This window comes from Planococcus lenghuensis (assembly GCF_001999905.1).
GTDB classification, from domain to species: Bacteria; Bacillota; Bacilli; order Bacillales_A; family Planococcaceae; genus Indiicoccus; species Indiicoccus lenghuensis.
The window spans coordinates 369,390-393,497 of the sequence record NZ_CP019640.1; the positions used below are offsets into that span (position 1 = coordinate 369,390).

Sequence of the window (24,108 nt, forward strand, 5' to 3'; positions counted from 1 at the left end):
AGGTTTTTCTTTTGCCTTTTTGGAAGAAAAAATGCCGGACTTCCGGTATGCTGAAAGCAGAGGTGAGCCGAATGTTCAAAAAAGTGACGCTCTATACGAATAAGTTAAAGGAAATGAGAGGGTTTTACGAGTACCACCTTGGTTTCCGGGTGACAGAAAAAGATGAAACCGGCTTTACGCTTGCAGTCGGCGAATCCGAACTTGAATTCCGGGAATCGGACCGCCAGGCGTTTTATCATTATGCCATCAATATTCCGGGCAATCAGTTTTCCCTTGCTAAGTCTTGGGCGGAAGAGCGTGTAACGCTGAACCGTGAATCAGGGGAGGACGAGATTTATTACCGCGGATTCGATGCAGACGCCTTTTATTTTGAGGATCCTGCAGGTAATATCGTGGAATTCATCGGCCGACGCCGTGTCGACCGGTTGGGTGACTTCACGATGGAATCTCTCCTGAATATCAGTGAAATCAATATCACAACACCTTTTATGGAAGAGGTCGGCAGTCTCCTTCAAGCGAGTGGAATCCAGATCTGGGGAAGCAATGGAATTGATCCAAAGTCCCTGAATTTTTTGGGACAGGGAGACGCGTTCATTCTGTTGCTGCCGCCAAAGCGCATCTGGTATTTTTCGAAGGCAAAAGGAGAAGTGCATCCGTTGATGATCGAACTTACGGACAGCCGTCAAATCGAGGTATCAGAAGAAGGTCGGGTGACGGTACATACCGCAGTGAACCCGATCCATGACCGGCTGGAAGAGCTGGATTTTTCAGGCGTCCTGTCATGGATGGAAGAAGGCGAGACGCAAGTGCTAGCAAAAGGCGATGCAAATCGGGCGGACGAATTACCGAATTCGGTGGATACCCGCTTTGGCATCGCATCCGGCTCGAAGATTTTCACGGCGGTTGCCATCTGCCGGCTTGTTGAGGAAGGGAAGCTTGCATTTGATGATCGCCTGCCGGAATTGTTGCCGGATCTTTTCCCGGCTTCCGATGTGACGGTCCACCAGCTACTGACCCATACATCGGGTATTCCGGATTATTTCAGTGAAGAGGAAATGGATGACTACGGAGCATTATGGCGGGAAATACCGATGTATCGGATGGAACAGCCCGCGGATTTCATTCCGCTGTTCCGGGATAAGCAAATGCAGTTCACACCAGGGGAACGGTTCCACTACAATAATGCCGGATATATCGTGCTCGGCCTTATTGCAGAGAAAGTGACAGGACAGCCGTTTACCAGTGTCATTCAAAAACAAGTGTTTGACCCGGCCGGAATGAATCGATCCGGCTATTTCCGCCTTGATGAGCTGCCTGAACATACAGCGCAAGGTTATCTCGACGTAGCAGGGGGCTGGCGGACCAACCAGTATTCCATTCCGGTTCGGGGAGGAGCAGACGGTGGCGCATTCACAACGGCTGAAGACATGGAGAAGTTTTGGAGCAGCCTGCTGGCGTATGAATTGCTGTCAGCTGATATGACCGACCGGCTCCTGACGCCGCATATTCCAACAAAAAATGGCGCGCACGGATATGGTATTCGGATAACGGAAGAGGGTTACTCGATCTCAGGAAAAGACCCGGGTGTCCGGTTCTATTCAATTGTCAGGAAATCGGATCACTCGATTCTGACAATGCTCGCGAACACGGAATGCAATCTGCCGGCAGTTATTGCAGTGATCAAAGGAGAGACGGATAGTGGCGACTGAATGGATCCAGGCGGCGGATGAAGAACGAAGACCAGCGGGCGTGTTTGCCCGGCATCATATACATGAACGGGGTTTGCTCCATGAGACATTTCATTGCTGGCTGGTTCATGGAGAAGAAGTGCTTCTGCAGACGAGAAGCAGCGGGAAGAAAGATTTTCCGGGCTTGCTGGATATTTCAGCGGCTGGCCATCTATTAGCCGGAGAAACAGTACAGGACGGTGTGCGTGAACTTTATGAAGAGTTGGGGGTGCGGGTTGACTTCAATTCGCTTGTGCCGCTTGGCGTGATTAAAGATGAAATCCGGCTGCCTGGCTTTATCGACAAAGAGTGGACCCATGTATACTTATTGGAAATACCGAAGGAAACCCCATTTATACTTCAGGAAGAGGAAGTGGAAAGGGTTGAATGGTTTCATCTGGAAAAGCTGCAGCAGCTCTGGGCGGGACAGGAAATTCAGGCGGGCGGACGAAATCTGAAGAAGACGGATATCGTGCCGCATGAAGACCGGTATATGCTTACGGTATTTGACGGAATTCAGCGCTATATGGCGTTAAAGGAGTGAGGATGCATATGAACGGGAAGAAGTTTGCGATCATTTTGGTGGCATTGACGCTGCTCATGGTTGTGCTGATTTATCTTGTGATGCAATGGTTTATCTCCGCCAATTTATAAAAGCACAGCCCGCGGGCTGTGCTTTTGTCTACTCTGAGATCAATTCCGCCTGGATGATGTATCGGTCGGGTGCATCGCCGAAAAAATTGAACGGATAGCAAGTCGTCAGTGTAAGAGTGGCTTCGTCTTTCTCAACGATGACGGTCCGATCATCTTTATGGGTGATCCAAATTTTATTGATCTGATAGGTGAGTTTCTTCCCTTCATATTCGACAAGCAGCTGATCGGATACTTCCAATTCACCGAGTTGCGCAAAAACAGTATCCCGGTGGCCGCTCATAACCGTATGGCCCGGGCTTCCGGGAACCGTGGTAGTCTCACTGACATACAGACCGACCCCTTGGCTTAAGACATCCTCATCGGTTCCCCAGTATACGGTGTACTTTTGTTCAATATCCGGAATGAGCAGTGTTGCTGCTTCTGCTCCGAGTGTGTGTTCCACATCCGCGGTCAGGACAGGAGCAGCAGCGGCCGGCTCCGGCTCAATTCCAGATTCCGATTCAGGTGCCGGTTCGGATACACTCGGTTGGGCGGATGGGGAGCTGGCTCTGCCTCTGTGACAGTTTCACTTTCCTTGAACGTCTGAACCTCTTCAATACTCAAGTCCTGAGCAGCTGTCTGTCCGCCGTACCATTGCCAAAAATTATACAATCCCATGCCAAGTCCGATCAGTAATAAACAAAGTCCAAGCCAGCGTCTCATCGCCTCATCACCTCACAGGAAAACGGCAGGGAACACCTGCCGTTTTAAACTATGCTTGTGTTTTTCCTTCTTTACGGCGGAGCATCAAGAGTGCGCCTGCTCCCGCAATGGCTGTACCGAACAGCATCATCAATGGGTTACTTGTTGCTGTGTCCGGGAGTGGTTCACCTTCTTCTTCATCTTCGTCAGCAGCTGCTTCGTCTTCATCAGTTGCTTCGTTTTCATCAATTGCTTCTTCTTCCTCATTACCCTCTTCGTCGTCATTCCAATCAGCGACAAAGGCATCATATTCATCAGCCGTCACTTCACATGGAATGCCGTCGTCATCGCCATCGAGGCGGTGCGGATCATTATCAGCGCTGTATCCGTTTGTAAACCAGAAATCCAATGCATCTTCATGTGTGGCAAAGTAGTCGCAGTCTCTGTCGTTTGTGACTGTATCTTCTGTGTCTTCGGAAGCGGCGTCTTCATCAGTCTCTTCTTCATCTGTCGTTCCTTCTACTGGATCTTCAGTGTCAGTTCCGGCTTCCTGCTCTGCCGCATAGGCATCGAAGTCAGCTTGTAGTACTTCACAAGGAAGTCCATCTGCGTCGCCATCCAAATTATGCGGGTCATTCTCTGCATCGAAATCATTCTCATACCAGAGTTCCACGAGACCCTCAGTATCCCCTTCGAAATCACCGCAGTTCAACGTGTCTTCGATGTGATTGTCTGCACTTACCCCAGTTGCGAATCCCAAGGCCAAAAACGAACCGATGAGCCATGCTGTTAACTTATTCTTCATCGTTTTTCTCCTTTCTTTCTGCGTATTTTATGTAGCTCATCCATAACTTAAACGATATGAGACAATTTGTAAAATGAAAACATGGATAATTCGGAATACTTGCAGGGAAACAGGAAAAATTTCGCATGAAAAATACCAATCCATACAAAAATAAGCTCTCTCCCGATTGGGAGAGAGCTTATGAAAGGTTGTTGGTTGAATTACAGTTTAACTACGTTAGAAGCCTGCAGGCCACGCTGACCTTGCTCGATGTCGAAAGATACGTCCTGTCCTTCGTCCAATGTTTTGAAACCTTCGCCTTGGATTGCTGAGAAGTGTACGAATACATCGTCTCCGCCGTCGCGCTCGATAAATCCGAAGCCTTTTTCTGAATTAAACCATTTCACTTTACCTTGTTCCATGTTTGTTTCCTCCTCGTGTACAATTACTCGTACACATTGTGTTACTATCCTTGCTCAAACTCTTCGAAAATTATCCGAACAAAAATAATCCTTTTTAAATATAACACCCTATTTCAGGAATTGCAACCAATAAGGAAAACTTAGAGGAATTCTTTTTTTACAGGGATTGCGTATACTAAAGAAAAAAGGGGAATGGAGAAGAAAACATGAACAAGATTATGGTGATCGGTGTCTCAGCAGGTGCAGGGAAATCAACGTTTGCAAGGGAATTAGGTGTCCGGACCGGCCTGCCGGTCCACCACCTGGATGCTCATTTCTGGAATGCCGGATGGGTGGAATCGACTCCGGAAGAATTCATTGAAAAAACGGCGATTCTCCTGCGGGAAAAGGAATGGATCATCGATGGGAATTACAGCGCAACCTTTGAGATGCGGGCGGCTGAAGCAGATACGATGATTTATCTGGAATTGCCGCTTCGGGTCTGTCTGTACCGGGTGCTGAAGCGCTGGGTCAGCAATCTCGGCCATACGCGTCCGGATATGCCCGAGAGCTGTGAAGAGAAGATGGACAAGGAATTTCTTTCATTCATCATCCGGACGTACGCAACGCGAAAAGTGAAGATGCGGCACCGGCTTCAGCAATTTGAAGAAGCACGACCCGGCAACCGTTCAATCATACTGAGAGGCAAGCGGCAAATCGAAGGATTTTTGGATACGTTTCCTGTAATGAAAGGTGGATTTAGTGAATAAGTTAAAAGAAGGCATGATTATAAATCAACGTACAGGTGAAAGTGAGTCGTTCTATATCCGGTGCCTGGCTGTTGCCGACTTGCCGATTATCGAAGAGATGCAACAGGAAGTGATTCATGCAGTAACGGTGCAGGATCAGTTGCAGCCGCTGACAACGGAAGAGTTTTTATTTATTCTGAATGGCCGGGGACTCATGGTCGGCGCATTCACGGAAGAAAAATTAATCGGATTCCGGGCGCTGCTGATCCCGCCGCTGGACGAAGAGCATCTGGGACGGGATTTTGGACTTCCTGATGAAGAATTACCGCGCGTGCTCTATCAGGAGTTGTCTGCTGTCCTTCCAGCGTATCGCGGAAACCGACTGCAGCAGCAAATGGCCCGCATTGTAATGGAGCAAGTGCCGAACCTGGAAGGGGATTTTCGCTATATAGCCTGCACGGTCGCACCGATGAATATCCCAAGCATGAAAGATAAAATTGCCCAAGGTATGCACATCGCTGCTTTAAAGGAGAAATACAGCAGCATGCTGCGCTATATTTTCGTGAAGGACTTGGAACAGGAACAGGTGGAATATACCGGACACATTGCGGTGCCGGCAGAAGACCTTGAACGGCAGCAGGAACTGCTTACAGATAATTATGTTGGTGTTGGCATAACGCCGGCTAACGGAAGTTTCAGCCTCGATTTTGCAAAAAGGAGTATGGAAGACGGTTCGGCTGAAGAATAGGGAATACAAGATAGAACTGATGGAAAAGGACAGCCGCTTGTCCTCTGTCTCAGTCTGCTGATCTGTTGGCAGATAGTGGAGTAGTCTTTGGTGACAATTAAAAGAAATCGACTGGGAGGCGCCACCGCCATGAATCTATCATTCGATAAGGATTTCCCTATCCGGTCACTCAGCTTTCACGGCCCTATTCAGCAGGAAATTTCATCAGTCATTTATAATTCCGAAAATGTAACAGATGGGGCGGTGTTCGTCTGTATTCCAGGAGAAAACACGGACGGCCATTTCTATATTGAAGAAGCGGTCGCAAAAGGGGCGGCTGTGATCATCGGCTCTGATGCTGTTGTTCTGGATTCATATAAGAACCGGTTTGAAAATGTGACGTTTGCGCTGGTGGAAGATCCCCGTGAGGCTTTGGCACTTTTCTCGATCGCGCTGTCAGAAGTTGTACAGGACCGGTTGGTCAAAGTGGGGATTACCGGAACAAACGGCAAGACGACGGTTGCAGCTTATGTGCGTAATCTGTTCAATCTGGTCGGGATGCCGTGCGGACTTGTCGGCACAAACGGGGTATACACATCTAAGTCAAAGCTGGCATTTAAAAAAACAACGCCTATCAAACCGTTGTCTGCTGATCTGCACCGGATTTTTTCGATCCTTACCGAACATGGAGATGAAGCGGTGTCGATGGAAGTCACATCGATCGCGCTTGATCAGAAACGGACGTACGGCGTGGAATTTGAAGTCGCTGTCCATACGAACCTGTCGGAAGAACATTTGGAATATCATAAGACAATTGCTTGCTACCGGCAGGCCAAGCTGAAACTGTTCAGCCAGACTAAAAAGGCTGTAGTGAATCTGGATGACCGGGGCATGGCTCGGGAAATACTTGAAACTGCCGATTGCCCGATTCTGACATACAGCCAGAAACCAGGCCGGGGCGCGCATTTGACATGGACTAACGTTCGGCATACAGCAGAAGGCATGAGGTTTGATCTGATTTGGCAGGGAGATACCCATTCGGTTACCATGCCGCTGTTCGCTGATTATAATGTGGGAAACATGGCTGCTGCCATCGGAGCGCTGCTGCAGGCCGACATCCCAATGGAGCGTGTCTTGCCTATCCTGCCTGAAGTGGAGCGGGTGGAAGGCCGATTCCAGCTTATCAACGGCCCGGAAGAACGCAGAATCATTATCGATTATGCCCATACACCCGTCGCGCTCAATAAAGTCCTGAAAGCCTCAAATGAGTTGAAACATAACCGGCTGATTGCATTGATTGCAGGCATCGGTATCCGGGATTTTGGAAAAATGCCGAAAATGGCCAGGGCAGCCGAAGGGAAGGCGGACGTGCTGGTCGTCACCGTCGATCATCCGGGTGATCACGAGCCGGAAGTGGTTATCAATGAAGTGATGAAAGGTTTTTCCATCCCGCATAAGCAGCAGGTAATGACGGCGATGACGAGAAAAGCAGCGGTTGAAGCGGCGCTGCAGGAAAGTGGGCCCGGGGATATCATATTGCTGACGAGCGGCTGCATTAACGGCGCACAGATCATCAAAGGCGAATATGTGCCACATTCAGATGAAGAAATCATTGATCAATTCTTTCTGGCGCAAAGGTGAGCGATTTTGTTTATAATAGAGGAGTAGCTTGAATTGAGTGAGTAAATGGAGGGAAAAGAATGGAATTCCGTACGGAAAAAGATACAATTGGTGAAATTCAAGTCCCGGCCGATAAATTATGGGGAGCACAGACGCAGCGCAGCAAACAAAACTTTGCAATCGGCACAGAAAAGATGCCGCATGAGGTTGTCATGGCGTTTGCTCAGCTGAAAAAAGCGACGGCAAAAGCGAATCACAAACTCGGTAAACTGTCCGATGCAAAAATGGAAGCAATCGCGGCAGCGGCTGATGAAGTGATTGCCGGAAAGTGGAACGACCATTTCCCGCTTGTTGTCTGGCAGACAGGCAGCGGCACGCAGTCCAATATGAACATGAACGAAGTGCTGGCAAGACGCGGAAACGAATTGCTGGAAGAACAGGGTTCAGACGAACGGTTGCATCCGAACGATGACGTTAACATGTCTCAGAGCTCGAATGATACATATCCGACGGCTATGCATGTGGCTGGCGTACTGGCAGTGACGGAACAGCTGCTGCCGGCGATTGAGCGGCTGCAGAAAACACTCGCAGAAAAGTCGGAGAATTTCAACGACATCATCAAAATCGGACGGACGCACCTGCAGGATGCAACCCCGCTGACGCTCGGTCAGGAAATCAGCGGCTGGCACCAGATGCTTGTGAAGTCATCACGCATGATCCAGGCAAGTGTCGATGAAATGCGGGAACTGGCAATCGGCGGCACAGCAGTTGGCACAGGGATCAACGCAGACCCGCGCTTTGGCGGACTGGTGGCGGATTTCATTGCCGAGGCAGTCGGTACGGAATTCACATCCGCTGAGAATAAATTCCATGCATTGACGAGTCATGATGAAATGGTCTTCGTTCACGGTGCCATTAAAGCACTGGCGGCAGACGCCATGAAAATCGCCAATGATGTTCGCTGGCTTGCGAGCGGACCACGAAGCGGTATCGGTGAAATCACAATTCCGGCGAATGAACCGGGCAGCTCGATCATGCCGGGTAAAGTGAATCCGACACAAAGCGAAGCATTGACGATGGTTGCGGTTCAAGTTATGGGGAACGATGCAGCGATCGGTTTCGCGGCGAGCCAAGGGAATTTTGAACTGAATGTCTTCAAACCGGTCATTGCCTATAACTTCCTGCAGTCCGTGCGGCTCTTGGCGGACAGCCTGGTCAGCTTTGACGAGAATTGTGCAATTGGCATTGAAGCGAATCTTGAAGTGATTGAAAATCACGTAAAAAATTCTCTCATGCTCGTAACAGCATTAAACCCGCACATCGGCTATGAAAAAGCGGCGAAAATTGCCAAGCAGGCTCATGAAAAAGGCACGACACTGAAAGAGTCGGCAGTGGAATCAGGACACCTGACTGCTGAACAATTCGATGAATGGGTCCGACCGGAAAACATGGTCGGTCAAAAATAAATAGCAGGTAGAAGCGGCTCCGGAGATGGAGCCGCTTCTTTTTAAGTGAACAGAAAAGTGTATCACCTAACCCAAGTCGCTATAAGCGTATTTCTTCACTTTGCTAAAGTGGCGTCTTATACTGATATAGTGACAAATTATAATTTAGAAGGAGAATTATGGATGAAACTACAACTAGCGTTAGACTTAGTGAACATTCCTGAAGCCGTTGAACTCGTAAGAGAAGTAGCGGAACATATTGATATTGTAGAGCTTGGCACGCCGGTTATTAACCGGGAAGGACTTAAAGCGGTAACAGAGTTAAAGAATGCATTTCCTGACTTAACGATCCTGGCCGACGTTAAAATTATGGACGCTGCCGGCTATGAAGTGGCTCAAGCTTCTGCAGCAGGTGCGGATATCGTGACGATTCTGGCACAGGCGGAAGACGCGTCGATCAAAGGTGCTGTTGAAGAAGCAAAAAAACAAGGCAAGAAGATCCTCGTGGATATGATTGCTGTAAAAGATATTAAAACACGCGCTGCTGAAATTGATGCATTGGGTGCTGATTATATCTGTGTTCACACTGGATATGACCTTCAGGCGGAAGGCAAAGATTCATTCGAAGACCTGCGTACGATTAAGGGCGTAGTGAAAAATGCCAAAACAGCAATCGCCGGCGGTATTAAACTGGAAACCTTACCGGAAGTGATTGAAGCGCAGCCTGATCTTGTTATTGTAGGCGGCGGCATTACAAGCAAAGAAAACAAAGAAGAAGCTGCTGCGCAAATCCGCCAGTTGATCAACGAAGGTGCAACTGTCTGATATGCAGACAATAGCTTACACCAATGAAATTCTGTCGGAGCTTACTCGCACGCTGAAGCAAGTCGATGAACAGGAAACCGAGCAATTGACAGAAGCAGTCTGGAATGCCGGGAAGGTCTTTGTCGCTGGCGGCGGCCGCTCAGGTTTCATGGCAAAAGCTTTTGTGATGCGTCTCATGCATATCGGTCTTAATCCATATGTTGTCGGAGAAACGGTAACACCTAATTTGGAACCGGGCGATTTATTTATCATTGGTTCCGGTTCAGGTGAGACGAAAAGTCTCGTTATGATGACTGAAAAGGCGAAAGACATTGGTGCGACAATTGCGGCTGTAACAACAAATCCCGGCTCATCAATCGGTCAGTTGGCTGATATCCACGTTAATGTGCCGGCACAGGCAAAAGGGGAAAATACGAGCGGCAAGTCGGTGCAGCCGATGGGTTCCCTCTTCGAACAAGCTTTATTATTGATCTATGATGCTGTTGTGATGCGGCTTATGGAGAAAAAAGAAACCAGTTCAGGAACGATGTATGGCAGACATGCCAACCTTGAATAGGGTAAAGAAAAAGCAGTGCTTTTCAATAAAGAGAAGCACTGCTTTTTCTGTTCCTTATCGAAATTAGACAAAGAAAGCACGTTGCTTTAGGGTGAGAGTATCAGATAATGATAGAGAGTACAGGAATTTGTCACAAGACGGCGAATTCGGACTTAAGATAATAGAACAGAGGTGGAATGGATGCAAAGAGCGTTTATTGTAAGCTGGAGCGGCGGTAAAGATTCAGCACTTGCCTATTACCGTGCAGTTATGGAAGGTCATGTGCCGCTAGCCCTGCTGACGATGTTTGAAGAAGATGGCGAGCGTTCCCGGTCACACGGCTTGCCACTTGAAGTACTGGAAGCCCAGGCGGCGCACATGGGGCTGCCGCTCGCAGTCGGCAAGGCCAGCTGGAGCAATTACGAAGAAGAATTTAAAAAGAAATTGAAAGCGTTCCGCGAGCAAGGTATCGAGATGGGCGTGTACGGAGACATTGACTTGGAAGACCATAAACAATGGGTGGAGAACGTCAGTGAAGCGGCCGGCATGGAAGCCTATCATCCATTGTGGCAGGAGCCGCGGCTTGCACTCCTTGAGCAATTGCTGGAAGAGGAATTCGAAGCGGTGATCACCGTGGTGGATACAACCCGGATGAGCGAGAAGTACCTCGGCAAAACATTGACGGCTGAGCTCATCAAGGAATTGGAAAGCCTTGGCATTGATGCATGCGGTGAAGAAGGCGAATTTCACACAGTGATTGTGGATGGACCGATTTTTGTGGAACGGGTGCCGCTTATGTTCGGTGATGTGCTGACGGTCGGTAATCATAGGATGCTCGACGTGAAATTGCAGACTGAGGAATGAAGATGTCCATTTGGAAGTATAAGAAAAGCGGCTCGCCTTTTAAGGTGGAGCCGCTTTTCAAGTTAAAGCAATTAAGCATCACCCCGACTGATACTGATAATCTTAAGAATTTCTTCATATTCCCGCTGCCTTTCCCTTAAGAATTAACGGCTACACTGAGTACAGATTCAGAAGGGAGCGATAAGAATGATTGCCATAACAGATCTCCACCACGCATTTACAATCGGCAAGAAAGGGGCAGAGCGCCATATGCCGGTGCTGAAAGGCGTAACGCTCACAGTAGGACAAGGGGAAATCGCGGCGATTCTCGGGAAAAGCGGTTCCGGAAAATCGACGTTGCTCAATGTCGTAGCAGGGTTTATGAAACCCGATTCCGGTTCTGTGCATGTTGCCGGACAGGAAACTACCGGATTGAAAGAAGCGGCATACGCCCGGTTCCGGCTGGCGCATTTCGGGTTCATCTATCAGAACTTTCAGCTTATGCCCGGGCTTACGGCATTTGAGAACATTGCGCTGCCGTTGAAAATCAAAGGGATCGCAAAGGAAGAACGGGAATTGAAGGTGTTGCGCTTATTGCAGGAAGTGGGGCTGCAAGATGTGGCCGATCATTATCCGAATGAGTTATCCGGCGGTCAGCAGCAGCGGGTTTCCATTGCCCGTGCGCTTGTCACGGACCCGCCGATCATTCTGGCGGACGAACCGACGGGCAGCCTCGATTCCGAAACAGAAGCGGATGTGCTGGAGCTGATCCGGTCGCTGAATGAAACCTGGGGCACAACGTTCGTCATCATCACGCATGATGACGAAGTCGCGGCTGTTGCCCACCGGCAGTACCGGCTGCATGACGGCGAACTCATGAAAGGAGAGAAGCGCTATGTTATTTAAAGACCAGGTGGGCTTCATCCGTCAACACATGAAACGCAATAAATTGCGGGTCGCCATGACGGTGCTTGCGGCCACGATGGGATGTGCCTTTCTGATCGTTTTGGCGTCTGTCGGATTCGGCCTGCATAAGACATTGATGAATGAACTGTTGAGCAATCAAACCATTACAGAGGTTCAGATTCACGGGAAAGAAGACAGCGGGGATCCGATCACGCCGGAAGAACAGGAAGCGATCCGGCAATTGCCGGGCGTCGAAGCGGTGGTGGCCCGGTCGTATCTTGAAAGTCCGTCCCGGGTGTTGCTTGATGACCGGTCGAACAGCGCACAAATCGTGCTGACCGACGCTGAGCAGGAAACAGAAGCGGAATTGGATCTGTCTGCCGGTGCGATGCCAACGTCCCGGGATGAAGTCATCGTCGGTTATCATTTTGCTGAAAATCTGCTGACAGAGCAGGGAATCGCCACACCCGAAGAAGGTGAAATGCCGACTGGCTACCAGGGTGAACTGATTGGTGAAACCATCCAATTGGAAGTGACATCGAATGATCCGGAGAATCCGGAAACGAAAACATGGGAATTTACCATTGCCGGTATCGCAGAAGAGCCTGCACAGGACTGGCGGGTCGATAACCAAGTATTGGTCGATGAATCCTTCCGGGAGGAATTCTCCGCGTTCGCAACGCCGGAGGGGGAAGAAGTTGCTCCATATTTCGAAATAAACGCCTATGCCAAAGATCTGGAAGCTGTCCAGGCGGTGACCGAAACGCTGAAAGCAGAAGGGTATTACGTCTATTCGGTAACGGAAGAAATGACCACGATAAACTTGTTTTTTAATGTGCTGAAGGCGGGACTTATTTTTGTCGGGACGATCGCCGTATTGATCGCATCAATCGGCATCTTCAATACGATGACGATGGCCGTCACCGAACGGACGCGTGAAATTGGCGTGATGAAAGCGATCGGTGTGCAGCCAAAACTCATCCAACGGCTGTTTTTGATGGAAAGCGCCTGGATCGGCCTCGTCGGGACAGCGCTGGCAGTCGCAATTTCCTACGCAGTGAGCTCTCTCGTCAATTGGCTCATTCCGAAAATCGTACTCAATATTCTTGCCGAAGACGGAGCGGGAGCAGCGGACATGACCATTATCGTTTCCGCCATTCCGTGGCAACTGGTCGTGATCGCCTCACTTATTTCCATCGGTGTCGCGATGGTTTCTGGCTGGCGGCCGGCACGCAAGGCGACCCGGATTGATGTCATCCAGGCGCTGCGGCAGGAATTGTAGAAACAGCTGGGCCTGTGTCGTCTTCTCTATCAGAAGCGGTACAGGTCTGCCGGTTATTCCGGTAAATTGCGAAGGTCTAACAAAGTTTTGCTTAGGTTCCTTCTTTCTCGATGACTATTCGCTCAGATAAGATTTATGGGGCGAAAAAAGGACGGAATGCTACCTATGGAAAGCATTTCGGGATGCGAATAAAAGCCTGAAAACTTGTCTGAAAATATAGTATTTTAAACACTTGGAACCGCTTTCATTTACCGGCAAAATAAAGCTGTAGTTCAGTTGAAGAGGAGGACGGGAAATGAAAAAGGCAATGCTGACATTATCGGTTGCAGGCGCTCTTATGTTTAGTGTGGTACCCGCTGCATCAGCGGTGGGCAATGGTCCGGGTTACGGTGGAAATGAAACGATCAACACCTCGATTTTGACAACATACGAGGAAATGGCGGATTTTCTGCAGAAGCAGGATGCCAAGCAGGCGCATATGGAACTTGAAGTCATCGGTCAAAGTGTAAAAGGGCGCGATTTGTATCTGGCTAAATACATAAGCGATCCGGACAATCCAACCATCCTTTTTCTGACCCAGCAGCACGGCAATGAGCAGCTGACAACAGAAGGGGCCCTGGAATTCATCAAGCATCTCGGTACAAGTAAGACAAAAGGCATTCTTGATAACGTGAACGTACTGATCGTGCCAATGCTGAATCCGGACGGCGCAATGGGGGATGTGAATTTTTCACTTGATGATTACATTGCCAAAGGAGATCGTCACCTGACACGCTATAACGCAAATGAAGAAGACTTGAACCGGGATCACGTCGCAAAAACACAGCCGGAAATTCAGGCGCTTCACACTAACGTACTGGGCGCTTTCGATATCGATTATATGATCGACCTGCACCATCAGGGGGCTTGGAGTGAACGGGACGGGGAACTTGTCTCGGGATCGATTCTCTACCCGACTACACCGAATGTGGATCCGGATGTCCTCTTGGGATCGAAACAATTAGGAAGCGTTGTGTTTAACGCAGTAGATTCGACTGGCTGGGGACACCTAGGAAAGTACGGAGGCGGAGATGCTGAAACAATCAGCCGCAATGGACTTGCAGTTGAATATGGCATTTCAACACTTCTGTTCGAAATGCGCGGCATGTCAGACCATTATTATGAGCCATACGTCCTTGGCCAGAAAAGCAATGGTTACCTCATCAAGCAGACGGTTACGACATTGGATGCCGCCGTACGGGCAATCTCAGACGGTTCGATCGAACAGGCGGATGTTTCATTTTGGGATACATTGGCAGTACAGCAGTGGCGCGATACAGAATAATAAACAGCAAAAAGAGCGCCTCGGCGCTCTTTTTCTTATTCCATGACGTCTTCCGGCCGCCAGCCATTCTTCAATTCCCGAATGGATAAGCCATATGTCAGTTCAAGATGCGGGTAGTCTTTGAACCGGCGCCAATCACCGCCCCATTCAAAGCCGAGATCTTTGCCGATCGCCGCCACTTCGAACCAGTCAGGTTCCCCGTTGGCATTGGCATCCCGTTCGAGATCCCAGGAAATATCTCCATCTTCCTCCAATAGAGCAAAATCGATTGCCAGGCCGTAATTATGATAAGAGCCGCCGCCTTCAACTTGTGTCACAATCGAGCCTTCAGTGGTGCGGCCCTGTGCGTATAATTCATTTTGCCGTTCAGCAGAACGGAACCCTTCTGTCACGACGGCGTCGATGCCGATCGCCGCTGCCCGCCGGATCAGTTCATCGCTTTTCTCCGCCACTTCCGGGTGCAGCGCTGTCGGGAGTGGCCGGGCGCGCAGTTCTTCACGGAACGCAAGCTCCCGCTGAATCCAGACGGCCAACACAAGTACAATAGCTGCAATGAGGAGCCAGAGGGCTAATTTTTTCCATTTCACGTGCATTCCCCTCCAATGCGTTCAGTGTAGCAGAAACTGCAAAAAGAGCGTAAACAGACGTCTTCGATTATAATGGTGAGCGGAAGGAGCGGATTGGAATGGTATTGGAATTGATGAAAACCCACGCATCCGTGCGTGATTATGAGGATAAGCAATTGACGCGTGAAGAAGTGGCAGAGCTGATTGAAGCGGCCCAGCATGCGGCAAGTTCGCATTTTGTTCAGGCATATTCAGTCGTCTGGGTGACAGACGAGAAGAAGCGCCAGCAGCTTGCGGAGTTATCCAAGAATCCGAAACAAATGCTCGGAGCAGGCGCGGTGTTCCTGATTTGCGTGGATTACAATCGCCTGAAACATGCGGGTGAACTGAACGGGGTCGACATATCGTTCGATTACGCGGAAAATATGCTGGTCGGCGTAACGGATGCCGGCCTGTTTGCACAGAACCTTGCACTGGCCGCCGAGTCACAAGGCTATGGCATCTGCTATATCGGCGGCGTGCGCAATAATATCGAAGCGATCAGTGAACTGACGGAACTGCCGGAAGGTGTATTTCCGGTATACGGGCTCACAGTCGGCGTGCCGGCCACACGCAATGAAGTGAAGCCACGCCTGCCGGTTGAAGCAATTCTCCATGAAAACGCGTACGACGAAGACAAGTACGAAGAGATTCTGCCTGCCTATGATGAAACCATCCAAGCGTATTACGGCAGCAGAAGCGCCAACCAGAAATCGGATACCTGGACTGCCCAGATGGCTTCATTTTTAAGCAAGCCCCGGCGGCCGCATATCCGGGAGTTTCTTGCCAAAAAAGGTTTTTTATTCAAATAAAGAAACGTTTCCCTGCTTTTGTTCGTATAATGGAGTAAAGAGGGGGAATCGGAATGAGGAAACGGATGGGCATGCTGGTGCTGGCCGCCGGACTCGCTGCCTGCAGTAATGAAGAAGCCGCAGGCGGACTGATGATTGAACCGAAGGAACTGGATCAGGACGAACAGGCGCTGGTCGCGTCGATGCCAGTGGATGTCTTCCAGGCTTATGAACTGAATGGACCGCTTCCAGAAGATGCTGTAATTAAGCTAGTACTGGAGCATTACGTGAATGGTGAAGAAATGGACCCTGTTTTAATGGCCCATTTTTCGGGGGCAGAAGAATTGAATGATGCCCTGGTAAGTTTCGCAAAATCTCCGGATATTGAAGGGAACACGGTATTCGTCGGAGGCGGACCGAGCGGGAACGTAATGACGATCATGGAAACTGGAATGAACACCGGCGGCGCAACGTTCGGTGACTTTGTTACAGGGGAAATGGTTCTGCAACTGGAAGAGCCGGCATATACCGGCTATTATGCGATGGAAAGCGGCAACCGGATCGACGCGGGGAGTTTTCTGACAGAGAGCAATGAACTGGCCTTGCCGGCGATTCAACAATTCGAACATTTCTATGCAATGACAGTAACGATTACAGAGGAGGCGCCTTAATGAAAATCGCCCTTTTTGGCGCAACCGGGCGCACCGGCAGTGAAATTCTCCGTCGGGCACTCGCGGACGGCCATGATGTGACGGTATTGGTCCGTCAGCCGGTTGCAGAGCGGGCGCGGCTGACGGTGATTGAAGGCGACGTCCGGACAGAAGCGGATATCAAGAAAACAATAGCCGGTGCAGATGCAGTCATAAGCGCGCTCGGCACGGACAGGAAAACCATGCTGACAGATGCGATGCCATTAATCATTGAAGCGATGAAAGAGCAGGGCATCAAACGGATCATAACGATCGGGACAGCCGGCATTCTGAACAGCCGGCTCACGCCTGGTGTCTTGCGGTATCAGGGAGGCGACTCGAAGCGCCGGTCGACGTTCGCGGCGGAGGAGCACGAAAAAGCGTTCCGGCTACTCGAGGCTTCGGAACTGGATTGGACGGTCATCTGTCCCACTTATCTGCCGGAAGGGGAAGCGTGCGGCAAGTATAGGACAGAACGGGATTTTCTGCCGGAAGGCGGCAAGGAAATCACGACAGGGGATACAGCGCAATTTGCCTACCGTGAGCTGTTCAACCGGAAATTTGTGAAAAGCCGTGCGGGAATCGCCTATTGATGAGATGAACGCAAAAAGGCTGGCCTCCAACGTGGAAGCCAGCCTTTTTACGTTTATGCCGTCACATCCCGGGTTGAGAACGTCCAGTAGCTGACAGCCATGAATACAAGAAAGTAAACAGCCAGCACGATAAGTGACAAAGTGATCGTAATGTCCGGCACAAGCTGTCCCTCTGTGTAAAATTGCGTAAGGTCCGTATGGGTGAACAAATAATACTTCACGATTTCGAACCGGCTCAGCAGGAACACGCCCTGCACACCGACGAACATGAGGAAGATGGACAGTCCGATGGCCAGCGAACTGACCGGAAAACCTTCCTAAGTATAAAGGCGGGCGTGGAAATTACAGAATTGCCTGAGCTGGAAGCCCACTGCTTCAGTGATGGGAGTGTCAGCTGCTTTCCTAAATTCGTTCTTGTCCGACTTAACGGGGCTGCGCCGTGAAAGTTTCACTTAAATTCCCATGAAGAGGCATATCGGCATAAAAATGCGGGAAAATAAGAAAAAGGATGGAGGGATTAAGATGAAAGACTTGAGCAATGAAGAACAGATTCTGATTGCGTATTACGTTCAGTATTACCGTGGTGCCTCTGCAGAAGAGATTGAAAAGCTTCACGAGCAGCTCCGGAATGAAATTGGGGAAGAAACGTATGACAAGGCATTACAGAAACTGAAAGACCGGGGAAGGGTGAGTGGTCTTGAAAAAGTGAAAGAGAACAATGAGAACGGCACACCGATCCCGATGGCGACAAACGACGGCATTCTAGCGATCAATACATTATTTGAAATCACGTCGGATTCAGCTGAGGAAAGCCAGCTGTACTATTTGGAGAACAACCTGAAAACAAGCGGCTTTCAGTTTACACTGAATCCGGTCAAACAGTATGTGGAGGAAGCCTTCCGGAAAGAAGCGGAAAAAGAACCGAATCAGAACCGTCCATGACTGTCGGACCACCATCCGACAGTTTTTTCATGCCATGAATCTTGTGTTCATGGTATTTTTTCTTTTTGGTGGAATGCATTCGGCTGTGATTTGCCTAAAGAAGAGGGACACAGAAGGCTTAAAGAGCGTTCCAGGGATCTTAAAGTGCATTCGGCTATTCTTAACATTCATTCAGTTCCCCTTAAAACGCACTCGACAGCGCTTAAAGTTATTTCAACCGTGTTTAGTCGCCACTCAGTCTTAATTCCAGTACAAGTCCTAAAAAGTTATCATGACGTACCAGCAGTTTCCCTGGAATTTAACGTTTGCATTTTTCTTCCTTGTCCTTCTGTCACTCATACAGAATTATGTGATAATATTAAATGGAAGCGATTTCATCAGGAGGGATGGGAATGACAATTTTGCGTCAAACAGTAGGGGAAGTATTGCGGGCACAGGCAGCGAAACATCCGGATACGGAAGCGTATGTGTATCCGGAACATGGCATCCGGAAAACGTATAAGGAATTCGATGCGGAAACGGACGACCTTGCAAAAGCCTTCATGGGAATCGGCATTGAAAAGGGTGAGCATGTCGCCATCTGGTCCGACAATAAGCGGGAGTGGCTTTTGAGCCAATATGCAACCGGGAAAATGGGCGGTGTACTTGTCACGGTCAATACGAACTATCAGGCGGCCGAACTCGAGTATTTGCTGAAGCAGTCAGATGCCACGACACTTGTGCTCGGGGAGGAGTTTAAAGGGACAAATTACATAGATGTACTGAATGAAGTCGTGCCTGAACTGGCTTCCGCGGAAAAAGGGAGCATCGCCAGCAGCAAGCTCCCGCATTTGAAGCGGGTTATTGTGATGAGTGAAAATTCATATCCGGGCATTTACACGTGGTCTGAATTTGCAGCATTTGCGGATTGGATGACGGATACGCAATTAGAGGAACGGTTCAATTCCATGGATCCGGATGATGTCATCAATATCCAGTACACGTCCGGCACAACCGGTTTTCCGAAAGGAGTCATGCTGACTCATGTGAACGTCGTCAACAACGGTCGGCTCGTCGGCGATTATATGCGGCTCACTGAAAAAGACCGGCTGTGCATCCCTGTCCCGCTTTTCCACTGCTTCGGCTGTGTGCTCGGGACGCTTGCGGCGGTCACTCATTCCACGACAATGGTGCTGATCGAGCAATTCGATCCGAAAAAAGTGCTGCAGATGGTGCAGGATGAAAAATGTACGGGACTTCACGGTGTGCCGACAATGTTCATTGCTGAACTGAATCATCCGGAATACGACACGTTCGATACATCCACACTCCGCACAGGTATCATGGCCGGCTCTCCTTGTCCAATCGAAGTAATGAAGAAAGTGATCGACGATATGGGTGCATCAGAGATTACAATCGCCTATGGACTGACAGAGTCGTCACCTGTCATCACGCAAACCAGTGCGGATGATCCAATCGAAAAACGGGTCGCGACTGTCGGCAAACCCCACCCGGATGTCGAAGTGAAAATCATCGATCCGGCAACCGGTGAACAAGTGAAACAGGGAACGCCGGGCGAGCTGTGCACCCGCGGCTATTTAGTCATGAAAGGCTATTATAAAAATGAAGAAGCGACACGCCAAGCGATCGATCGGGATGGCTGGCTTCACTCCGGGGATATTGCAGTGGAAGATGAAGACGGCTACATCGCGGTCACTGGCCGGATCAAAGACATGGTCATCCGCGGAGGCGAGAATATTTACCCGCGTGAAGTGGAGGAATTCCTGTATCAGCATCCGGCTGTGCAAGATGTGCAGGTGATTGGCGTTCCGGATGAAAAGTATGGGGAAGAATTGATGGCCTGGATCATTCTGAAAGATGGGCAGCAACTGACTGCCGAAGAATTGAAAGGTTATTGCAAGGGGAAAATCTCTCATCATAAAATCCCGAAATATGTGGAGTTCACAGACGCGTATCCAATGACCGCATCTGGAAAGATCCAGAAGTTCAAACTTCGGGAGCAATCCGTTGAACTGAGTGGAAAGATATGAATGGCTGTATTTAAATCAGGTTGTCTGATATTGATACATTTTGGAAGCAGCAGAATATTCTGCAGCTTTTTTATGTTTATGTTTCATTAACTGGGGAAATACTCATAATGTGACTTAAAAACCTTTAATTCAGGACAATTGCTCAGGAAAACGGGAATTTACCTAAAAGAAGGAGAGATTGGATTATGGCAGAAAAAGTGAAATTAGCCGTTATTTATTACAGCTCTACGGGCACGAACTATCAGTTTGCCCAGTGGGCGAAAGAAGCGGGAGAAGCAGCCGGTGCGGAAGTCAAACTTGTAAAAGTGCCGGAACTGGCACCGCTATCTGCAATTGAAGCAAACCCGGCTTGGCATGCGCATTATAAAGCGACTGTTGATGTTCCGACAGCGACAATCGATGATATGGTGGAAGCAGACGGACTTATTTTCAGCGTACCAACCCGGTTCGGCGTCATGGCTTCGCAGATGAAGCAGTATTTTGACACAGCGGGCGGCGCTTGGGGACAAGGAAAATTGGCCAACAAGGTCGTAAGTGCGATGACTTCTGCACAAAACCCGCATGGCGGACAGGAAGCGACAATTCTGTCCCTTTACACAGTCATGCATCACTGGGGAGCAATCATCGCAGCACCTGGCTACACCGACCCTGCACTTTTTGCAGCAGGCGGTAACCCGTACGGCACAAGTGCAAGTATCAGCCAAGATGGTGAGATCATCGGAGCGGACGCAGTGAAGGAAGCTGTAGGCATCCAGGCACGCCGCACAGTAGAAGTGGCCGGCTGGGTGAAAAAGGGTCTGAACGGATAAAAAATTCAATGGGAAAGCAGATGGGGAACTTCTTTCCTCATCTGTTTTTTTATTTAGACACAAAGGAGTGAAACAGGCATGGAGTTCTGGCTGAGTGCGGTATTCGTAATCGGTCTGATGGTGATTCACTTGCTTGCAAAGAACATGAAATTCCTTAGCGTCGAGCCGCGCAGCCGGTTCTTGTCAGTTGCGGGTGGTATCTCGGTGGCATACGTTTTCCTCCATCTGTTGCCGGAACTTGGTGAATTCCAGGAACATTTAAGGGGTACAATAGAAAATGAGTTCTGGCAGTTTTTTGAAGATCACATTTATCTGGTGGCAATGCTGGGGCTGGCTCTTTTTTACGGATTGGAACAAATGGTAAAGAAGTCGAAACGGCAGAACGATGAAGCAGATAAACGAAAAGCAACGGCAGAAGTATTTTGGATACATATCTCCTCATTTGCTCTTTATAATGGACTGATCGGCTATTTGCTGATCCGTGAAGAATTTGCCGATGGATGGGGGAAAACGTTTTTCTTCATCGCGATGGGTGTTCATTTTATCACAAATGATCGGGGACTCCGGGCAACCCACAAAGAAGACTACGATAAATTTGGACGCTGGCTGCTGACAGCGGCTGTCTTTATCGGCTGGTTGATCGGTGTGTTCACAGAAGTGAGCGAGCTGCTGATTTCATTCCTCGTCGCCTTCCTGGCGGGAAGTGTGATACTGAACGTCATGAAAGAAGAACTGCCGGATGAGCGGGCGAGCAGTTTCAGTGCGTTTTTCATGGGCCTTACCGCTTATTCGTTCTTATTGTTTCTGTTCTGAATAGAAAACAGCGATCCGCACAGGGGTCGCTGTTTTAAAATTTCTTGCCTTTTGGATTTCTTAATGTGCTGCCTGTCCAATTTTTCTTTCGCATGTAAGCGTAGAGGGAAACAGTTGTCAGCACAATGACAGCAATGGCGAGCAAATAACCATATTGCCATTTCAACTCCGGCATTATCTCGAAGTTCATGCCCCATAGAGCGCCCCAAGCGGCAAGCGGCGTGAACAGCATCGTAATAATGGTCAGCGTTTTAAAGATTTCATTGCCGCGATAGGAAGAGAGTACATTCTCCAGATCTGTCATCTGCTGGATTTCATCGTCATACTGATTGATGATTTCAAAGCAGCGATCGATTCGACGGTATGTCCGTTTATAATGGATGCCATCGGCGACTGAATCACCAAACGCTTCCTGCAGCGCATCACGTGCTTCCATAATGGGGATCATCAGATTCTTCCAAACAATAATCTCGTGCCGGTTTTGAATGATCCGATCCAGCACACTTTCGTCGTTTTTCTCCTTGAGCTGCCAGAGTAACTGGTGCATCCGGTCTTCGAAAGCATCAATATCCTGAAGAAAGGAAGTGACAGTTTCGCCGAGCAAGACCATAAATCCTTCAATGGCGGTCTCTGCGTGCTGAAGTTTTTTCGTGACTTGTTGTTCAGTGAGCCGGTACAAGAGTGAGAAATCAACCAGATTCGAGACAAGCAGGTCCTGTGTTAAGCAGTAATGAAAGATGGTTTTATCCTGCTGTTCTTCCATGTTCTGATGATAGATTACCGACCCCCAGATGGCTTCCCGCCCTTCTTCTGTCGTCTCCATCCCCAAATTATTGTTTCGGTCCGGCGAAAGCGATGAAAGCCAATCGACGCATGTATCCGGAAGTCCTGAAAGTGAAGAGCCATCTTCTCCTGCTGCCAGGTCGATGTGGACCCATTGCCATTTGCCATTATTAAAAATGTTTTTTTTCATCTGCCAGCCTCCTGTTTCGCTAGCTTTATTCTATAGAACTTCCCGATTTCTATGCAAGCTTAACGAGAACTTACAGTAAAAGACTAGTTGTTTAAGAATGTGAATGCAAATTAAATCGGAACAGAAAGTCGGGAACCGACCGCATTGAAATAAGAAGCTTCCAACTTTCTCTTACCTAGTCGTCTCATACAGCTGAACGCGTATGATAAAATAATCCTTAAAGGAGGGGACGGAATGCGAATCACACGCGCAGTACTATATGCAGTAAAGTATCCGCTTCGGGAACCATTTATCATTTCATACGCGACATATCCTGATATGCCTGCAGTCGTTCTGCAGCTCGAGACCGACAGCGGCCTGACCGGATATGGAGAAGCCGTGCCGGATGAACATGTAACAGGTGAGTATTACTCGGCGGCGTTCACAGTGCTGAGAGAGGTGCTTCTGCCTGGCCTGATGGGCATGAGCCCGTTCGCTATCGAAATGATCCATCATAAAATGGATTCACTGCTTGGAGGCAATCCGGCTGCAAAAGCGGCTATTGATATCGCCTGTTATGACCTGATGGGAAAAGCGACAGGCCAGCCGGTATACAATCTCATTGGCGGAAAAGCGAAAGAAGAGCTCACTTATCCGAAAGTGCTTAGCATTGAAGCACCGGCTGTTATGGCGAAAAAAGCACAGCAGGCACAGGAAGCCGGCTATGCGTCGCTGAAACTTAAAGTGGGACAAGGTAAACCACAGGAGGATGTGGAACGTATTCTGGCGGTCCGGCAGGCAATCGGTCCTGATTTCCCAATCCGGGTGGATGTCAATCAGGGGTGGAAAACAACAGGAGTTGCCGCTGCTGCCATCCGGCAGCTTGAAGCAGCGAATATTGCCTGGGTGGAGCAGCCGATTCGCCAGGGGGATATTCGGGGGCTTGCAGAAATCCGTACAAAAACGTCTGTCCCCATCATGGCGGATGAAACGTTGCAGACCATGCATGATCTCTTGGAAATCATCGGTCAGCGGGCGGCTGATTCTGTGAATATCAAGTTAATGAAATGCGGCGGTATTTTCCCGGCTATGGCCATGTCAAAGACGGCAGAGGCTGCAGGCATCACTTGTCAAATCGGTTCGATGGTCGAGTCATCCATCGGTTCAGCAGCAGGTTATCATGTAGCCATTTCCCGAAAGAACATCGAAAGCACAGAGCTGACAGGCCCGCTCTTGTTTACAGAAGAGATTGGCAATCTGCGTTACGGACTCCCGTTCGTTCATCTGTCGGACCGACCGGGACTGGGCGTGGAAGTGAACGAAAAGCAGCTGAAAAAATTGACTGTCAGTACGGCGGTCTGCGGAGGTGCCGAAGGGTGAC

At 49.3% G+C, this 24,108-nt stretch carries 25 protein-coding genes and 1 pseudogene; 20 read left to right on the forward strand and 6 right to left on the reverse strand.

Annotated elements, in window-relative coordinates:
• Positions 1-11: 11 nt before the first annotated feature.
• On the forward strand, positions 12-1,709 hold the full coding sequence (locus tag B0X71_RS02040; protein WP_232336757.1) for a serine hydrolase: 1,698 nt from the start codon (positions 12-14) through the stop codon (positions 1,707-1,709).
• Positions 1,699-2,271, forward strand: coding sequence for an NUDIX hydrolase (locus B0X71_RS02045; protein ID WP_156889774.1), 573 nt, complete (start codon positions 1,699-1,701; stop codon positions 2,269-2,271). Before B0X71_RS02040 ends, B0X71_RS02045 begins: the two co-directional genes overlap by 11 nt.
• A gap of 138 nt (positions 2,272-2,409) precedes the next feature.
• Here the strand turns inward: B0X71_RS02045 and B0X71_RS02050 are convergent.
• The 3 genes and pseudogenes from B0X71_RS02050 to B0X71_RS02060 form a co-directional block, all read right to left on the reverse strand.
• Positions 2,410-3,083: pseudogene (locus tag B0X71_RS02050) on the reverse strand (class D sortase).
• A 49-nt stretch (positions 3,084-3,132) separates the two neighbouring features.
• Positions 3,133-3,867, reverse strand: a complete 735-nt coding sequence (locus B0X71_RS21320) for an LPXTG cell wall anchor domain-containing protein (protein ID WP_232336758.1) — start codon at positions 3,865-3,867, stop codon at positions 3,133-3,135.
• Positions 3,868-4,067: 200 nt separating this feature from the next.
• Positions 4,068-4,268, reverse strand: coding sequence for a cold-shock protein (locus B0X71_RS02060; RefSeq protein WP_077587896.1), 201 nt, complete (start codon positions 4,266-4,268; stop codon positions 4,068-4,070).
• 206 nt (positions 4,269-4,474) lie between these two features.
• Between B0X71_RS02060 and B0X71_RS02065 the strand changes: the two genes are divergently transcribed.
• From B0X71_RS02065 to B0X71_RS02110, 10 genes are all read left to right on the forward strand, one after another.
• Positions 4,475-5,017, forward strand: a complete 543-nt coding sequence (locus B0X71_RS02065; protein WP_077587897.1) for a P-loop NTPase family protein — start codon at positions 4,475-4,477, stop codon at positions 5,015-5,017.
• On the forward strand, positions 5,010-5,744 hold the full coding sequence (locus tag B0X71_RS02070; protein WP_198038670.1) for a hypothetical protein: 735 nt from the start codon (positions 5,010-5,012) through the stop codon (positions 5,742-5,744). Before B0X71_RS02065 ends, B0X71_RS02070 begins: the two co-directional genes overlap by 8 nt.
• Positions 5,745-5,834: 90 nt before the next feature.
• Entirely contained in the window at positions 5,835-7,364 is a 1,530-nt protein-coding gene (locus B0X71_RS02075) for a UDP-N-acetylmuramoyl-L-alanyl-D-glutamate--2,6-diaminopimelate ligase (RefSeq protein WP_232336759.1), read from the forward strand.
• Between the two features lie 59 nt (positions 7,365-7,423).
• Entirely contained in the window at positions 7,424-8,809 is a 1,386-nt protein-coding gene (gene fumC, locus B0X71_RS02080; RefSeq protein ID WP_077587899.1) for a class II fumarate hydratase, read from the forward strand.
• A 162-nt stretch (positions 8,810-8,971) separates the two neighbouring features.
• Positions 8,972-9,613: a 3-hexulose-6-phosphate synthase gene (hxlA, locus tag B0X71_RS02085; RefSeq protein WP_077587900.1), complete on the forward strand. Its 642-nt coding sequence runs from the start codon at positions 8,972-8,974 to the stop codon at positions 9,611-9,613.
• A 1-nt stretch (position 9,614) separates the two neighbouring features.
• Entirely contained in the window at positions 9,615-10,169 is a 555-nt protein-coding gene (gene hxlB, locus B0X71_RS02090; RefSeq protein ID WP_077587901.1) for a 6-phospho-3-hexuloisomerase, read from the forward strand.
• A gap of 180 nt (positions 10,170-10,349) precedes the next feature.
• Positions 10,350-11,012 (forward strand): Dph6-related ATP pyrophosphatase, encoded by a 663-nt coding sequence (locus tag B0X71_RS02095; protein WP_077587902.1) that lies wholly within the window; start codon positions 10,350-10,352, stop codon positions 11,010-11,012.
• Between the two features lie 186 nt (positions 11,013-11,198).
• Positions 11,199-11,897, forward strand: a complete 699-nt coding sequence (locus B0X71_RS02100) for an ABC transporter ATP-binding protein (protein WP_077587903.1) — start codon at positions 11,199-11,201, stop codon at positions 11,895-11,897.
• Entirely contained in the window at positions 11,887-13,179 is a 1,293-nt protein-coding gene (locus B0X71_RS02105) for an ABC transporter permease (RefSeq protein ID WP_077587904.1), read from the forward strand. Before B0X71_RS02100 ends, B0X71_RS02105 begins: the two co-directional genes overlap by 11 nt.
• A gap of 295 nt (positions 13,180-13,474) precedes the next feature.
• Positions 13,475-14,503 (forward strand): M14 family zinc carboxypeptidase, encoded by a 1,029-nt coding sequence (locus B0X71_RS02110; protein ID WP_077587905.1) that lies wholly within the window; start codon positions 13,475-13,477, stop codon positions 14,501-14,503.
• A 35-nt stretch (positions 14,504-14,538) separates the two neighbouring features.
• Here B0X71_RS02110 and B0X71_RS02115 read toward each other — a convergent pair whose 3' ends face one another.
• Positions 14,539-15,096, reverse strand: coding sequence for a M15 family metallopeptidase (locus B0X71_RS02115; protein WP_077587906.1), 558 nt, complete (start codon positions 15,094-15,096; stop codon positions 14,539-14,541).
• 92 nt (positions 15,097-15,188) lie between these two features.
• Here B0X71_RS02115 and nfsA point away from each other — a divergent pair, with 92 nt between their 5' ends.
• The 3 genes from nfsA to B0X71_RS02130 are packed head-to-tail and all read left to right on the forward strand — an operon-like array spanning position 15,189 to position 17,181.
• The gene (gene nfsA, locus B0X71_RS02120; RefSeq protein WP_077587907.1) at positions 15,189-15,920 is read left to right on the forward strand and encodes an oxygen-insensitive NADPH nitroreductase; all 732 of its coding nucleotides are present in this window, start codon (positions 15,189-15,191) and stop codon (positions 15,918-15,920) included.
• A 53-nt stretch (positions 15,921-15,973) separates the two neighbouring features.
• Positions 15,974-16,570, forward strand: a complete 597-nt coding sequence (locus B0X71_RS02125) for a hypothetical protein (RefSeq protein WP_077587908.1) — start codon at positions 15,974-15,976, stop codon at positions 16,568-16,570.
• The gene (locus B0X71_RS02130; protein WP_077587909.1) at positions 16,570-17,181 is read left to right on the forward strand and encodes an NAD(P)-dependent oxidoreductase; all 612 of its coding nucleotides are present in this window, start codon (positions 16,570-16,572) and stop codon (positions 17,179-17,181) included. The genes B0X71_RS02125 and B0X71_RS02130 overlap by 1 nt, the downstream gene beginning before the upstream one ends.
• A gap of 53 nt (positions 17,182-17,234) precedes the next feature.
• Here B0X71_RS02130 and B0X71_RS21325 read toward each other — a convergent pair whose 3' ends face one another.
• Positions 17,235-17,450 (reverse strand): DUF2705 family protein, encoded by a 216-nt coding sequence (locus tag B0X71_RS21325; protein WP_232336760.1) that lies wholly within the window; start codon positions 17,448-17,450, stop codon positions 17,235-17,237.
• 253 nt (positions 17,451-17,703) lie between these two features.
• On the opposite strand from B0X71_RS21325, the gene B0X71_RS02140 reads away from it, so the two are divergent.
• From B0X71_RS02140 to B0X71_RS02155, 4 genes are all read left to right on the forward strand, one after another.
• Entirely contained in the window at positions 17,704-18,123 is a 420-nt protein-coding gene (locus B0X71_RS02140; protein ID WP_156889775.1) for a hypothetical protein, read from the forward strand.
• Between the two features lie 392 nt (positions 18,124-18,515).
• Complete coding sequence (locus B0X71_RS02145) at positions 18,516-20,153, forward strand: AMP-binding protein (protein WP_077587911.1); 1,638 nt, start codon at positions 18,516-18,518, stop codon at positions 20,151-20,153.
• Positions 20,154-20,338: 185 nt separating this feature from the next.
• Complete coding sequence (gene wrbA, locus B0X71_RS02150; RefSeq protein WP_077587912.1) at positions 20,339-20,962, forward strand: NAD(P)H:quinone oxidoreductase; 624 nt, start codon at positions 20,339-20,341, stop codon at positions 20,960-20,962.
• 78 nt (positions 20,963-21,040) lie between these two features.
• The gene (locus B0X71_RS02155; protein ID WP_077587913.1) at positions 21,041-21,775 is read left to right on the forward strand and encodes a ZIP family transporter; all 735 of its coding nucleotides are present in this window, start codon (positions 21,041-21,043) and stop codon (positions 21,773-21,775) included.
• Positions 21,776-21,809: 34 nt separating this feature from the next.
• Here the strand turns inward: B0X71_RS02155 and B0X71_RS02160 are convergent, their stop codons facing one another.
• A complete protein-coding gene (locus tag B0X71_RS02160) occupies positions 21,810-22,748 on the reverse strand; it encodes a magnesium transporter CorA family protein (protein WP_077587914.1) in 939 nt (312 codons plus the stop codon).
• A gap of 234 nt (positions 22,749-22,982) precedes the next feature.
• Here B0X71_RS02160 and B0X71_RS02165 point away from each other — a divergent pair, with 234 nt between their 5' ends.
• Entirely contained in the window at positions 22,983-24,107 is a 1,125-nt protein-coding gene (locus tag B0X71_RS02165) for a mandelate racemase/muconate lactonizing enzyme family protein (protein WP_077587915.1), read from the forward strand.
• The last annotated feature ends 1 nt before the right edge of the window (position 24,108 follow it).

What these genes read in the sequence shown, in the direction of transcription:
- B0X71_RS21320 (WP_232336758.1), bottom strand. Translation starts at nt 3,867, where the DNA reads ATGAAGAATAAGTTAACAGCATGGCTCATCGGTTCGTTTTTGGCCTTG.
- B0X71_RS02060 (WP_077587896.1), bottom strand. Translation starts at nt 4,268, where the DNA reads ATGGAACAAGGTAAAGTGAAATGGTTTAATTCAGAAAAAGGCTTCGGA.
- B0X71_RS02065 (WP_077587897.1), top strand. Translation starts at nt 4,475, where the DNA reads ATGAACAAGATTATGGTGATCGGTGTCTCAGCAGGTGCAGGGAAATCA.
- fumC (WP_077587899.1), top strand. Translation starts at nt 7,424, where the DNA reads ATGGAATTCCGTACGGAAAAAGATACAATTGGTGAAATTCAAGTCCCG.
- hxlA (WP_077587900.1), top strand. Translation starts at nt 8,972, where the DNA reads ATGAAACTACAACTAGCGTTAGACTTAGTGAACATTCCTGAAGCCGTT.
- hxlB (WP_077587901.1), top strand. Translation starts at nt 9,615, where the DNA reads ATGCAGACAATAGCTTACACCAATGAAATTCTGTCGGAGCTTACTCGC.
- B0X71_RS02095 (WP_077587902.1), top strand. Translation starts at nt 10,350, where the DNA reads ATGCAAAGAGCGTTTATTGTAAGCTGGAGCGGCGGTAAAGATTCAGCA.
- B0X71_RS02100 (WP_077587903.1), top strand. Translation starts at nt 11,199, where the DNA reads ATGATTGCCATAACAGATCTCCACCACGCATTTACAATCGGCAAGAAA.
- B0X71_RS02105 (WP_077587904.1), top strand. Translation starts at nt 11,887, where the DNA reads ATGTTATTTAAAGACCAGGTGGGCTTCATCCGTCAACACATGAAACGC.
- B0X71_RS02110 (WP_077587905.1), top strand. Translation starts at nt 13,475, where the DNA reads ATGAAAAAGGCAATGCTGACATTATCGGTTGCAGGCGCTCTTATGTTT.
- B0X71_RS02115 (WP_077587906.1), bottom strand. Translation starts at nt 15,096, where the DNA reads ATGCACGTGAAATGGAAAAAATTAGCCCTCTGGCTCCTCATTGCAGCT.
- nfsA (WP_077587907.1), top strand. Translation starts at nt 15,189, where the DNA reads ATGGTATTGGAATTGATGAAAACCCACGCATCCGTGCGTGATTATGAG.
- B0X71_RS02125 (WP_077587908.1), top strand. Translation starts at nt 15,974, where the DNA reads ATGAGGAAACGGATGGGCATGCTGGTGCTGGCCGCCGGACTCGCTGCC.
- B0X71_RS02130 (WP_077587909.1), top strand. Translation starts at nt 16,570, where the DNA reads ATGAAAATCGCCCTTTTTGGCGCAACCGGGCGCACCGGCAGTGAAATT.
- B0X71_RS21325 (WP_232336760.1), bottom strand. Translation starts at nt 17,450, where the DNA reads ATGTTCGTCGGTGTGCAGGGCGTGTTCCTGCTGAGCCGGTTCGAAATC.
- B0X71_RS02140 (WP_156889775.1), top strand. Translation starts at nt 17,704, where the DNA reads ATGAAAGACTTGAGCAATGAAGAACAGATTCTGATTGCGTATTACGTT.
- B0X71_RS02145 (WP_077587911.1), top strand. Translation starts at nt 18,516, where the DNA reads ATGACAATTTTGCGTCAAACAGTAGGGGAAGTATTGCGGGCACAGGCA.
- wrbA (WP_077587912.1), top strand. Translation starts at nt 20,339, where the DNA reads ATGGCAGAAAAAGTGAAATTAGCCGTTATTTATTACAGCTCTACGGGC.
- B0X71_RS02155 (WP_077587913.1), top strand. Translation starts at nt 21,041, where the DNA reads ATGGAGTTCTGGCTGAGTGCGGTATTCGTAATCGGTCTGATGGTGATT.
- B0X71_RS02160 (WP_077587914.1), bottom strand. Translation starts at nt 22,748, where the DNA reads ATGAAAAAAAACATTTTTAATAATGGCAAATGGCAATGGGTCCACATC.
- B0X71_RS02165 (WP_077587915.1), top strand. Translation starts at nt 22,983, where the DNA reads ATGCGAATCACACGCGCAGTACTATATGCAGTAAAGTATCCGCTTCGG.